This is a genomic window from Streptomyces sp. TP-A0356, from assembly GCF_001417775.1.
Taxonomy (GTDB): Bacteria; Actinomycetota; Actinomycetes; order Streptomycetales; family Streptomycetaceae; genus Streptomyces.
In genome coordinates this window covers 360,642-373,041 of the sequence record NZ_BBZJ01000017.1, presented here as the reverse complement: position 1 = coordinate 373,041, position 12,400 = coordinate 360,642, and the positions used below count along the sequence as shown (strand labels likewise).

At 69.8% G+C, this 12,400-nt stretch carries 10 protein-coding genes; 9 read left to right on the top strand and 1 reads right to left on the bottom strand.

Going from position 1 to position 12,400, the window contains the following annotated elements:
• Positions 1 to 98 precede the first annotated feature (98 nt).
• The 9 genes from ftsW (at position 99) to ASC56_RS14770 (ending at position 8,630) form a co-directional block, all read left to right on the top strand.
• A complete protein-coding gene (ftsW, locus tag ASC56_RS14810) occupies positions 99 to 1,436 on the top strand; it encodes a putative lipid II flippase FtsW (RefSeq protein WP_055491836.1) in 1,338 nt (445 codons plus the stop codon).
• A gap of 6 nt (positions 1,437 to 1,442) precedes the next feature.
• Positions 1,443 to 2,534: an undecaprenyldiphospho-muramoylpentapeptide beta-N-acetylglucosaminyltransferase gene (gene murG / locus ASC56_RS14805; RefSeq protein WP_055491835.1), complete on the top strand. Its 1,092-nt coding sequence runs from the start codon at positions 1,443 to 1,445 to the stop codon at positions 2,532 to 2,534.
• 25 nt (positions 2,535 to 2,559) lie between these two features.
• Positions 2,560 to 3,345: a cell division protein FtsQ/DivIB gene (locus ASC56_RS14800; RefSeq protein ID WP_055491834.1), complete on the top strand. Its 786-nt coding sequence runs from the start codon at positions 2,560 to 2,562 to the stop codon at positions 3,343 to 3,345.
• 279 nt (positions 3,346 to 3,624) lie between these two features.
• Positions 3,625 to 4,812, top strand: a complete 1,188-nt coding sequence (gene ftsZ, locus ASC56_RS14795) for a cell division protein FtsZ (protein WP_055491833.1) — start codon at positions 3,625 to 3,627, stop codon at positions 4,810 to 4,812.
• Positions 4,809 to 5,537, top strand: coding sequence for a peptidoglycan editing factor PgeF (pgeF, locus tag ASC56_RS14790; RefSeq protein ID WP_055491832.1), 729 nt, complete (start codon positions 4,809 to 4,811; stop codon positions 5,535 to 5,537). Before ftsZ ends, pgeF begins: the two co-directional genes overlap by 4 nt.
• 6 nt (positions 5,538 to 5,543) lie before the next feature.
• Positions 5,544 to 6,263 (top strand): YggS family pyridoxal phosphate-dependent enzyme, encoded by a 720-nt coding sequence (locus ASC56_RS14785; RefSeq protein WP_055491831.1) that lies wholly within the window; start codon positions 5,544 to 5,546, stop codon positions 6,261 to 6,263.
• A gap of 129 nt (positions 6,264 to 6,392) precedes the next feature.
• The gene (gene sepF / locus ASC56_RS14780) at positions 6,393 to 7,034 is read left to right on the top strand and encodes a cell division protein SepF (RefSeq protein WP_055491830.1); all 642 of its coding nucleotides are present in this window, start codon (positions 6,393 to 6,395) and stop codon (positions 7,032 to 7,034) included.
• Positions 7,035 to 7,087: 53 nt separating this feature from the next.
• Positions 7,088 to 7,378: a YggT family protein gene (locus ASC56_RS14775; protein ID WP_055491829.1), complete on the top strand. Its 291-nt coding sequence runs from the start codon at positions 7,088 to 7,090 to the stop codon at positions 7,376 to 7,378.
• Between the two features lie 52 nt (positions 7,379 to 7,430).
• A complete protein-coding gene (locus ASC56_RS14770) occupies positions 7,431 to 8,630 on the top strand; it encodes a DivIVA domain-containing protein (protein WP_055491828.1) in 1,200 nt (399 codons plus the stop codon).
• Positions 8,631 to 8,832: 202 nt separating this feature from the next.
• Here ASC56_RS14770 and ileS read toward each other — a convergent pair whose 3' ends face one another.
• Positions 8,833 to 11,964 carry an isoleucine--tRNA ligase gene (ileS, locus tag ASC56_RS14765; RefSeq protein WP_055491827.1) on the bottom strand — a complete coding sequence of 1,044 codons (3,132 nt, stop codon included), beginning with the start codon at positions 11,962 to 11,964 and terminating at the stop codon, positions 8,833 to 8,835.
• Positions 11,965 to 12,400: the final 436 nt, after the last annotated feature.

Here is a 12,400-nt window from a genome sequence, read left to right as displayed (position 1 = left end):
CGTGACTCGGATGTGGCCGGGGATCCGGCGGTGGCATTCCCCGCCCGGGGCGACCCCCGGCGGGACGTTCTCCCCCGGTGTGACGGGGGTGAGCGCCGGTGCCCGGTAGCCGTACCGTCCAGCGGCCCCCCAAGCGCCCCCCTGCCCCGCGGCCCTCGGGCGACAACCCCGTCGCCCGGCTCCTCGCGCGTGCCCGGCGGGCCTGGGACCGGCCCCTGACCGCCTACTACCTGATCCTCGGCGGCAGTCTGCTGATCACCGTGCTGGGTCTGGTGATGGTCTACTCGGCGTCGCAGATCACCGCGCTGCAGATGTCGCTGCCCGGCTCTTACTTCTTCCGCAAGCAGTTCCTCGCTGCCTCGATCGGGGCCGTGCTGCTGGTCGTCGCCTCGCGGATGCCCGCGAAGCTGCACCGGGCGCTGGCGTATCCGATACTGGCGGGCAGCGTCGTCCTGCTGGTCCTGGTGCAGGTGCCGGGGATAGGGATGGCGGTCAACGGCAACCAGAACTGGATCTCGCTCGGCGGTTCCTTCCAGATCCAGCCCAGCGAGTTCGGCAAGCTCGCGCTGGTGCTGTGGGGCGCCGACCTCATCGCGCGCAAGCAGGAGAAGCGGCTGCTCACACAGTGGAAGCACATGCTGGTGCCGCTGGTGCCGGTGACGTTCCTGCTGCTCGGGCTGATCATGCTCGGCGGCGACATGGGCACGACGATCATCCTGACCGCGATCCTGTTCGGCCTGCTGTGGATGGCCGGGGCGCCCACCCGACTGTTCGTCGGCGTGCTGACCGTCGCCGTGGTGCTCGCTGCCATCGCCATCGAGACCAGCCCGCACCGCTTGAACCGGCTCGCCTGCATCGGCGCCACCGACCCCGGACCGAACGACATCTGCTGGCAGGGCGTGCATGGCATCTACGCGCTCGCGTCGGGTGGAATTTTCGGTTCCGGACTCGGTGCCAGTGTGGAGAAATGGGGCCAACTGCCCGAAGCACACACCGACTTCATCTTCGCCGTCACCGGTGAGGAACTGGGCCTCGCGGGGACGCTGTCGGTGGTCGCCCTCTTCGCGGCTCTAGGCTATGCGGGTATCCGCGTGGCCGGACGCACGGAGGATCCCTTCGTGAGGTATGCCGCGGGAGGCGTGACGACCTGGATCATCGCGCAGGCGGTGATCAACATGGGTGCGGTGCTCGGTCTGCTGCCGATCGCCGGTGTCCCCCTCCCGCTGTTCTCCTACGGGGGATCCGCCCTGTTGCCGACCATGTTCGCCATCGGGCTGCTGATCGCCTTCGCGCGCGACGAGCCCGGTGCGCGGGCGGCGCTTGCGATGCGGCAACCCCGCTTTGGTAGAAAGCGGGCTGGAGGTCCTTCGGGACCTCGGAGATGGAACACGATGCGACGGCGTGCCTCGGCGGCGCGTTCGTCCGGAGAGCGGTGAATTTCGGTGCATGTCGTACTCGCCGGTGGGGGGACCGCCGGCCACATCGAGCCCGCGCTCGCCCTCGCGGACGCCCTGCGCAGGCAGGATCCGACCGTGGGGATCACGGCCCTGGGCACGGAGCGCGGCCTGGAGACCAGGCTCGTCCCCGAGCGGGGCTATGAACTCGCGCTGATCCCCGCCGTCCCCCTGCCGCGCAAGCCCACCCCCGAGCTGATCACGGTCCCCGGGCGGCTGCGCGGCACGATCAAGGCGGCCGAGCAGATCCTGGAGCGCACCAAGGCGGACGTCGTCGTCGGCTTCGGCGGCTATGTCGCCCTGCCCGGCTATCTCGCCGCCAAGCGCCTGGGTGTGCCGATCGTCATCCACGAGGCCAATGCGCGCCCCGGCCTGGCCAACAAGATCGGCTCCCGGTACGCGGCCCAGGTCGCCGTATCCACCCCGGACAGCAAGCTGCGAGGCGCCCGGTACATCGGCATCCCGCTGCGCCGCTCGATCGCGACCCTGGACCGGGCCGCCGTGCGCCCGGAGGCCCGCGCCGCGTTCGGTCTCGACCCCAACCTGCCCACACTGCTGGTCTCCGGCGGCTCGCAGGGCGCCCGCCGGCTCAACGAGGTGGTCCAGCAGGTCGCCCCCTACCTCCAGCAGTCGGGCATCCAGATCCTGCACGCGGTCGGCCCGAAGAACGAACTGCCGCAGGTGCACCAGATGCCGGGGATGCCCCCCTACGTCCCGGTACCGTACGTGGACCGGATGGACCTCGCGTACGCGGCGGCCGACATGATGCTCTGCCGTGCGGGCGCGATGACCGTCGCCGAGCTCTCCGCCGTCGGACTCCCGGCCGCGTACGTTCCGCTGCCCATCGGCAACGGCGAACAGCGGCTGAACGCCCAGCCGGTGGTCAAGGCCGGCGGCGGACTGCTGGTCGACGACGCGGAACTCACCCCCGAGTGGGTTCAGCAGAACGTCCTGCCCGTGCTCGCCGACCCGCACCGGCTGTACCAGATGTCCCGCGCCGCAGCCGAGTTCGGCCGCCGGGACGCCGACGACCTGCTCGTCGGCATGGTGTACGAGGCGATCGCCTCGCGCCACCACTAGGACCACATGAGGGAAGGCAGGGAGCGTGGCCGGACCGACGACCGCCGAGAGCGGCGAACGGCACCAACGGGAGTCCGGCCCGCACCGGCCGCCCCGCACCGGGCGGCTGCTGCGCCTTCGTATGCTCATCATCCTTTTGTGCGCCTTCGGGTTGGTGGTCGGCGGCTGCATCTGGCTGCTGTACGGCTCCCCGTGGCTGCGCGTTCAGCGGGTCTCCGTCTCCGGGGCGCGCGTTCTGACCGAGACACAGGTGCGCGAGGCGGCCGGCGTACGGCTCGGAACTCCCCTGATCTCCCTCGACACCGATGCGATCGGGGCCCGTCTGCGCCGGAGACTGCCCCGGATCGACTCGGTTGACGTCGTCCGATCGTGGCCCCGTGGAATCGGCCTGAAGGTGACCGAACGTACTCCCGTCCTGGTCGTCGGGGACGGCGGAAAGTTCGTCGAAGTGGACGGCGAAGGCGTGCGTTTCGCCACGGTTCCCCACCCCCCGGCGGGCGTTCCCGCACTGCAATTGACGGTGTCCCGGTCGGTCGGTCTGCGCCGCTTCGGCATCGACCGGCTGACCCGCGAGGCGGCCCGTGTGGCCCGGGAGGTACCGGCCGCCGTGGCCCGCGACATACGGACCGTCAAGGTCGGTTCGTACGACTCCATCTCGCTGGAGTTGACGGGCGGTCGGAGCGTGATGTGGGGCAGTGACGAGAAGGGCGGAGCGAAGGCGGCCACGCTGAGCGCCCTGATGAGAGCCGCCCCGCGTGCCCGGCATTTCGACGTGAGCGTTCCCACCGCCCCTGCGTCATCGGGGAGTTGACGCACATCCGCGCAGGCCAGCACCCTGGTTGGGCACTGCTATGGCTGATCACATAGGGTGAAAAGAAAAACGGGAGGTTCGGCGTGTTCGTTGAACGTGCGCCACTTGTCGACTTAGTGTCCTGTTCGGAAGAGTCCAAGGAACAGACACACTGGTAACCCTAAACTTCAGGGTTAGGGTTCGGGTCGGCGTTCGGACCGTCCCATTCGGCATCAGCCGTCGGACCGCGGGGCACCCGGGGGACGAGGGCAACGTAATTCGAGGCGAGAGGCCTTCGACGTGGCAGCACCGCAGAACTACCTCGCAGTCATCAAGGTCATCGGTGTCGGCGGCGGTGGTGTCAATGCCATCAACCGGATGATCGAGGTCGGTCTCAAGGGCGTCGAGTTCATCGCCATCAACACCGACGCGCAAGCTCTGTTGATGAGCGACGCCGACGTCAAGCTCGACGTCGGCCGCGAACTCACCCGCGGACTCGGCGCCGGCGCCAACCCGGCCGTCGGCCGCAAGGCCGCCGAGGACCACCGCGAGGAGATCGAGGAGGTCCTCAAGGGGGCCGACATGGTCTTCGTCACGGCCGGAGAAGGCGGCGGAACCGGCACCGGCGGCGCGCCGGTCGTGGCCAACATCGCGCGCTCTCTCGGCGCCCTCACCATCGGCGTGGTCACGCGCCCGTTCACCTTCGAAGGACGGCGCCGCGCCAACCAGGCCGAGGACGGCATCGCCGAGCTGCGCGAAGAGGTCGACACCCTGATCGTCATCCCGAACGACCGGCTGCTGTCCATCTCGGACCGCCAGGTCTCCGTCCTCGACGCCTTCAAGTCGGCGGACCAGGTGCTGCTCTCCGGTGTTCAGGGCATCACCGACCTCATCACCACCCCCGGTCTGATCAACCTCGACTTCGCCGACGTCAAGTCCGTGATGTCCGAGGCCGGTTCGGCCCTCATGGGCATCGGCTCGGCGCGCGGCGACGACCGCGCGGTGGCCGCGGCCGAGATGGCGATCTCCTCGCCGCTGCTCGAGGCGTCCATCGACGGCGCCCGCGGTGTGCTGCTGTCCATCTCCGGCGGTTCCGACCTCGGCCTCTTCGAGATCAACGAGGCCGCCCAGCTGGTGAGCGAGGCCGCGCACCCGGAGGCCAACATCATCTTCGGCGCCGTCATCGACGACGCCCTCGGGGACGAGGTACGGGTCACCGTGATCGCCGCCGGCTTCGACGGCGGCCAGCCCCCGGCCAAGCGGGAGAACGTGCTCGGCTCGTCCTCGGTCAAGCGCGAGGAGCCGGTCCGGCCCGCCGAGAGCCGTCCGTCGTTCGGCTCGCTGGGCAGCGTCACGCCGAAGGAGATGCCGGAGCCCCAACCGGAGCCGGTGAGCGACCTCCCGGTGGCCCCGCCGGTGGTCCCGCCGTCGCGGACCTACTCGGACAGCGCCGCCGAGGAACTGGACGTACCGGACTTCCTCAAGTGATAGGACAGCGCGACACCGTGAGCGGCGCGCACTTCGCCTTCACCGACCGGTGGGGCGGGGTGAGCGCCGCTCCGTACGAGGAGCTCAATCTCGGCGGCGCGGTCGGTGACGACCCCGACGCCGTGCGCACCAACCGTGAGCTGGCCGCGCGGTCGCTGGGACTCGACCCGGCCCGGGTGGTCTGGATGAACCAGGTGCACGGACCGGATGTGGCGGTGGTCGACGAGCCCTGGGGCGCGAAGCCGGTGCCCGACGTGGACGCGATCGTCACCGCGCGGCGCGGCCTCCCCCTCGCCGTGCTCACCGCGGACTGCACGCCCGTTCTGCTCGCCGACCCCGTCGCCGGGATCGCGGCCGCCGCCCACGCGGGCCGGCCCGGCATGGTCGCCGGGGTCGTGCCCGCCGCGGTACGCGCGATGATGGAACTGGGCGCCGAGCCGTCCCGGATCGTCGCCCGCACGGGACCCGCGGTCTGCGGCCGGTGCTACGAGGTGCCGGAGGTGATGCGCGCCGACGTGTCCGCCGTCGAGCCGGCGGCGCACGCCGAGACCAGCTGGGGCACTCCCGCGGTCGACGTGACCGCCGGCGTGCACGCGCAGCTCGAACGGCTCGGGGTGCGCGACCGGGAGCAGTCGCCGGTGTGCACACTCGAATCGGGCGACCACTTCTCGTACCGCCGCGACCGCACCACTGGGCGGCTCGCGGGCTACGTCTGGCTGGACTGATGGAGCATGACGGATCGTAAGCACCAGATCGCCGCGAACCTCGCGAAAGTGGAGGAGCGCATCGCGGCCGCCTGCCGGGCCGCCGGGCGCAAGCGGGAGGAGGTGACCCTGATCGTGGTCACCAAGACCTACCCCGCCGACGATGTGCGAATTCTGTCGGAACTCGGTGTGCGACATGTGGCCGAGAACCGGGACCAGGACGCGGCTCCCAAGGCGGCCGCATGCTCGGATCTGCCGCTTACCTGGCACTTCGTCGGTCAATTGCAGACCAACAAGGTGCGATCCGTGGTCGGTTATGCGGATCTCGTGCAGTCCGTAGATCGTTCCAAGCTCGTCACAGCACTGTCACGGGAGGCCGTACGGGCCGGGCGCGAGGTGGGCTGCCTCCTGCAGGTGGCCCTCGACGCGAGCGAGAGCGGGCGCGGGGAGCGCGGAGGTGTGGCACCCGCGGGAATCGAAGAGTTGGGCGACCTCGTCGCGGAGGCTCCGGGGCTGAGGCTGGACGGCCTGATGACCGTAGCCCCGCTCACCGGAGAGTACGCGGGGCGTCAAGAGGCGGCGTTCGGGCGGTTGATGGATTTGTCGACCGACCTGCGCCGAGCCCATCCGGCTGCAACCATGGTCTCGGCAGGGATGAGTGCGGACCTCGAACAGGCCGTGGCCGCCGGGGCGACACATGTGCGCGTCGGCACCGCGGTACTCGGAGTCCGCCCCAGGCTCGGGTAACGTCGCCAAGAAGTCGGACCACAGCAGAAAATATGGTCATTCCCGCTGATGGGCGGGCATAACGACCTCGTGGATCGCGGGCATTTGGCAGTCGTCAGTCGATCCACCACAGAGCGGAGGACTCAGAGCATGGCCGGCGCGATGCGCAAGATGGCGGTCTACCTCGGCCTCGTGGAGGACGATGGGTACGACGGCAGGGGATTCGACCCCGACGACGACTTCGAGCCCGAACTCGACCCGGAACCGGAGCGGGACCGCAGGCGGCATGAACCGCCCCACCAGTCGCACCAGGCACTTCAACCCCAAAGGGATGAATCGGTGCGAGTCGTCCAGCCGCCGGCGCAACGTGAACCGGTGCCCCAATCCGCTTCGCTACCCGCGGAATCCGGGCGTCCGGCCCGCATCGCCCCCGTGGCATCCATCACACAAGAACGCCAGAGCCTGGAGAAGAACGCACCGGTGATCATGCCCAAGGTCGTGTCCGAACGAGAGCCGTACCGGATCACCACGCTTCACCCCCGGACCTACAACGAGGCCCGTACCATCGGGGAACACTTCCGTGAGGGCACTCCGGTGATCATGAATCTGACTGAGATGGATGACACAGATGCGAAGCGACTTGTCGACTTTGCGGCCGGTTTGGTGTTTGGTCTTCACGGCAGCATCGAGCGGGTGACGCAGAAGGTGTTCCTGTTGTCGCCTGCTAACGTCGATGTCACGGCGGAGGACAAGGCCCGCATCGCAGAGGGCGGGTTCTTCAACCAGAGCTGAGACGCACCACCGGAAAGACGGACACGGGTACAGGGGAGAGGGAAGCACGGATCATGGGCGTGGTCTTGGACGTCATCAAAGTCGCGCTGATGTGCTTCCTCGTCGTGCTGATTTTCCGGTTGGTCATGGACTACGTCTTCCAGTTCGCCCGCTCATGGCAACCCGGCAAGGCGATGGTGGTCATTCTGGAGGCCACCTACACTGTCACTGATCCACCGTTGAAGCTTCTGCGGCGGTTCATCCCGCCGCTGCGTCTCGGGGGCGTGGCGCTCGACCTGTCCTTCTTCGTACTGATGATCATCGTCTACATCCTGATCTCCATCGTGGGCAGCTTCGCGAGGTGAATGTGGACGATACGGTCTTGCCGGTTGCCGATGACTACGTTGAGGTGAAGAGATGCCGTTGACCCCCGAGGACGTGCGGAACAAGCAGTTCACGACCGTCCGCCTCCGAGAAGGCTATGACGAGGACGAGGTCGATGCCTTCCTCGACGAGGTCGAAGCCGAACTGACCCGCCTGCTCCGGGAGAACGAGGACCTGCGCGCCAAGCTGGCCGCTGCCACGCGTGCCGCCGCGCAGAACCAGCAGAACATGCGCAAGCCCCCGGAGCCGCAGGACCAGCAGCAGGGCATGCGCGGTCCCGGGGCTCCCGTCCCCGCCGGGATATCGGGCCCGCCGCAGCAGCAGATGGGTGGCCCCATGGGTGGCCCGCCCCAGCTGCCGAGCGGTGCCCCGCAGCTGCCCGCCGGCCCGGGCGGCGGCCAGGGTGGTCCCCAGGGGCCCGGCCCGATGGGTCAGGGTCCGATGGGCCAGGGTCCGATGGGCCAGGGCCCCATGGGTCAGGGGCCGATGGGCCAGGGTCCGATGGGTCAAGGGCCGATGGGTCAAGGGCCGATGGGGGGCCAGCCCCCGATGCAGCAGCAGATGGGCGGCCCCATGGGTGGTCCGATGGGCGGCCCCATGGGTGGTCCCATGGGCGGGCCCGGCCAGGGTCCCGGCGGCGACAGCGCCGCGCGTGTCCTCTCGCTGGCCCAGCAGACCGCCGACCAGGCGATCGCCGAGGCCCGTTCCGAGGCCAACAAGATCGTCGGCGAGGCTCGCAGCCGCGCCGAGGGTCTGGAGCGCGACGCCCGTGCCAAGGCCGACGCCCTGGAGCGGGACGCGCAGGAGAAGCACCGTGTCGCGATGGGCTCGCTGGAGTCCGCCCGCGCCACGCTGGAGCGCAAGGTCGAGGACCTGCGCGGCTTCGAGCGCGAGTACCGCACGCGTCTGAAGTCGTACCTGGAGTCGCAGCTGCGCCAGCTGGAGACCCAGGCCGACGACTCGCTGGCCCCGCCGCGCACCCCGGCCACGGCCTCCCTGCCGTCGCCGTCGGCGCCGTCGATGGCTCCGGCGGGTGCGAGCGCCCCGTCGTACGGCGGCAGCCAGACGATGGGCGGCGGCCCGGCTCCGTCCGCCCCGTCCTACGGCGGTCAGCAGCAGATGTCCCCGGCGATGACCCAGCCGATGGCGCCGGTCCGCCCGCAGGGCCCTTCGCCGATGGGCCAGGCCCCGTCGCCGATGCGCGGGTTCCTCATCGACGAGGACGACAACTGACGGTCATGAGTACGCCGTAGGTGTCGGCAGCGTTCAGGGCGGGGCCCCGGATCTCGATCCGGGGCCCCGCCCTTGTGCTACGCGCGCTCGGAGGCACCGGCCTCTGTGTTCGGACGTGGGAGCGCTTGTGCGTGCGTACGCAACGCCGAAGGCCCGGACCCGCCAAGATTCTTCCGGCGGGTCCGGGCCTTCGTGTGGGCCGTTACGCCTTGCGCAGGCGGAAGGTCAGGGAGAGGGACTCGTCGACGAACGGCTCACCGTATGTCTCGTCCGCCTCGCCCTGGGCGAAGTCCGTGGCCAGGACCTCGTCGGCGATCAGCTCGGAGTGCTCGGTCAGGGCCGCGATGACCGCCGGGTCCGTGGACGTCCAGCGCAGCGCGATGCGGTCGGCGACGTCCAGGCCGCTGTTCTTGCGGGCCTCCTGGATCAGCCGGATCGCGTCGCGGGCGAGGCCCGCCTGCCGGAGCTTCTCGGTGATCTCCAGGTCGAGGGCGACCGTCGCGCCGGAGTCGGACGCCACCGACCAGCCCTCCCGCGGGGTCTCCGTGATGATCACCTCGTCGGCGGCGAGGGTGACCGTCTCACCGTCGACCTCCACCGTCGCCGTACCCTCGCGCAGCGCCAGGGACAGCGCCGCCGCATCCGCGTTCGCGATGGCCTTGGCCACGTCCTGGACGCGCTTGCCGAACCGCTTGCCCAGCGCGCGGAAGTTCGCCTTCGCCGTCGTGTCGACGAGCGAGCCCCCGACCTCGCTCAGGGACGCGAGCGCCTCGACGTTCAGCTCCTCCGTGATCTGCGTGTGCAGCTCGGTGTCCAGCGTCTCGAAGCCGGCCGCGGCGACCAGCGCGCGGGACAGCGGCTGACGCGTCTTCACGCCCGACTCCGCGCGGGTGGCGCGGCCCAGCTCCACGAGGCGGCGCACCAGCACCATCTGCTTGGACAGCACCGGGTCGATCGCGGAGAGGTCCGCCTCCGGCCAGGACGCCAGGTGTACCGACTCCGGGGCGCCCGGGGTCACCGGCACGACGAGGTCCTGCCAGACCCGCTCGGTGATGAACGGGGTGATCGGGGCCATCAGCTTGGTGACCGTCTCCAGGACCTCGTGCAGCGTGCGCAGCGCCGCCTTGTCACCCTGCCAGAAGCGGCGACGGGAGCGGCGGACGTACCAGTTCGACAGGTCGTCGACGAACGCCGACAGGAGCTTGCCCGCGCGCTGGGTGTCGTACGCCTCCAGGGCCTGGGTGACCTGGTCGGTGAGCGCGTGCAGTTCCGACAGCAGCCAGCGGTCGAGGACCGGGCGGTCGTCCGGGGCCGGGTCGGCCCCGGACGGGGCCCAGCCGCACGTACGGGCGTACAGCGCCTGGAAGGCGACCGTGTTCCAGTACGTGAGGAGCGTCTTGCGGACGACTTCCTGGATGGTGCCGTGCCCCACGCGACGGGCCGCCCACGGGGAGCCGCCCGCGGCCATGAACCAGCGGACCGCGTCCGCGCCGTGCTGGTCCATCAACGGGATCGGCTGCAGGATGTTGCCCAGGTGCTTGGACATCTTGCGGCCGTCCTCGGCGAGGATGTGGCCCAGGCACACGACGTTCTCGTACGACGACCTGTCGAACACCAGCGTGCCGACCGCCATCAGCGTGTAGAACCAGCCGCGGGTCTGGTCGATGGCTTCCGAGATGAACTGCGCCGGGTAGCGGGACTCGAACAGTTCCTTGTTCTTGTACGGGTAGCCCCACTGCGCGAACGGCATCGAGCCCGAGTCGTACCAGGCGTCGATGACCTCCGGCACGCGCGTGGCGGTCCTGCCGCACTGCGGGCAGGCGAAGGTGACCTCGTCGATGAACGGGCGGTGCGGGTCCAGCTCCGACTGGTCGGTGCCGGTGAGCTCGGTCAGTTCCGCGCGGGAGCCGACACAGGTGAGGTGGTCGTCCTCGCAGCGCCAGATCGGCAGCGGAGTGCCCCAGTAGCGGCTGCGGGAGAGCGCCCAGTCGATGTTGTTGTTCAGCCAGTCGCCGAAGCGGCCGTGCTTGACCGTCTCCGGGTACCAGTTGGTCTTCTCGTTCTCCTGCAGCAGGCGGTCCTTGATGGCCGTGGTGCGGATGTACCAGGACGGCTGCGCGTAGTAGAGGAGCGCGGTGTGGCAGCGCCAGCAGTGCGGGTAGCTGTGCTCGTAGGGCAGGTGCTTGAAGAGCAGCCCACGCTGCTTGAGGTCCTCCGTGAGCTTCTCGTCCGCCTTCTTGAAGAAGACGCCGCCGACCAGCGGGACGTCCTCCTCGAAGGTGCCGTCGGGGCGCACCGGGTTGACCACCGGCAGGCCGTACGCGCGGCAGACCCTCAGGTCGTCCTCACCGAAGGCGGGGGACTGGTGGACCAGACCCGTGCCGTCCTCGGTGGTGACGTACTCCGCGTTCACCACATAGTGGGCCGGCGCGGGGAACTCCACCAGCTCGAAGGGACGCTGGTACGACCAGCGCTCCATCTCGGCTCCGGTGAAGGTCTGCCCCGTGGTCTCCCAGCCCTCTCCGAGCGCCTTCCCGACGAGCGGCTCGGCGACGACGAGCTTCTCCTCGCCGTTCGTCGCGACGACATAGGTGACCTCGGGGTGCGCGGCGACCGCGGTGTTGGAGACCAGCGTCCAGGGGGTCGTCGTCCACACCAGGAGCCAGGCCTCGCCGGCCAGCGGACCGGAGGTGAGCGGGAAACGGACGTAGACGGACGGGTCGACGACTGTCTCGTAGCCCTGCGCGAGCTCGTGGTCCGACAGGCCCGTGCCGCAGCGGGGGCACCAGGGGGCGACGCGGTGGTCCTGGACCAGCAGCCCCTTGCCGAAGATCTCCTTCAGCGACCACCAGACGGACTCCACGTACTCCGGGTCCATCGTGCGGTACGCGTCGTCCAGGTCGACCCAGTAGCCCATACGGGTGGTGAGCTCGGCGAAGGCGTCGGTGTGGCGGGTCACGGACGCGCGGCACTTGGCGTTGAACTCGGCGATGCCGTACGCCTCGATGTCCTTCTTGCCGTTGAAGCCGAGCTCCTTCTCGACCGCCAGCTCCACCGGGAGGCCGTGGCAGTCCCAGCCGGCCTTGCGGGCCACGTGGTAGCCGCGCATGGTGCGGAAGCGCGGGAAGACGTCCTTGAAGACGCGGGCCTCGATGTGGTGGGCGCCCGGCATGCCGTTGGCCGTGGGCGGGCCCTCGTAGAACACCCACTCGGGGCGGCCCTCGGACTGCTCCAGGCTCTTGGCAAAGATCTTCTGCTCGCGCCAGAAGTCGAGCACGGTGTGCTCGAGTGCGGGCAGGTCGACCTGGGCGGGCACCTGGCGGTACTGCGTCATGGATCTTCCTCCGGCGGACGTGCTGCCTTCCGTCGGAGGGACGAGAGCCGGGAATCGTGTCGATTCTCCGTACGCCGTGTGCGGCGCGCTCCCGCGGTACCACCCTCCTTGGCTCCCCGGTGCGCCGTACGCGCCGGTGAGCCCCCTCATTGGGGTCGCGATACCGGTTCTACTGGCCCTGGGCGGGCGTTCTTCCGGCGGCTCCGGGGTGATCTTCGCGTCGCGCTCGCCCCCGGGCTTCCACCGTCCCCGGGTCGCTCATGGCTGCGTACGCCGCTACTCGTCCCCATCCACGCTTTTCGCTCCGCCCAGTGTACGGCGCCGCACGCGTCGCGGCCGACCGGATTTCCCGCTCCCGCGGCCGGGGGCGGCGAGGGGTGGCGGGTGACCCGAATGGCGAGGCGCCGACGTGCGGATCCCCCGGACGCCCGGCCCG

What these genes read in the sequence shown, in the direction of transcription:
- ASC56_RS14785 (WP_055491831.1), top strand. Translation starts at nt 5,544, where the DNA reads ATGACGGATCGTAAGCACCAGATCGCCGCGAACCTCGCGAAAGTGGAG.
- sepF (WP_055491830.1), top strand. Translation starts at nt 6,393, where the DNA reads ATGGCCGGCGCGATGCGCAAGATGGCGGTCTACCTCGGCCTCGTGGAG.
- ASC56_RS14775 (WP_055491829.1), top strand. Translation starts at nt 7,088, where the DNA reads ATGGGCGTGGTCTTGGACGTCATCAAAGTCGCGCTGATGTGCTTCCTC.
- ASC56_RS14770 (WP_055491828.1), top strand. Translation starts at nt 7,431, where the DNA reads ATGCCGTTGACCCCCGAGGACGTGCGGAACAAGCAGTTCACGACCGTC.
- ileS (WP_055491827.1), bottom strand. Translation starts at nt 11,964, where the DNA reads ATGACGCAGTACCGCCAGGTGCCCGCCCAGGTCGACCTGCCCGCACTC.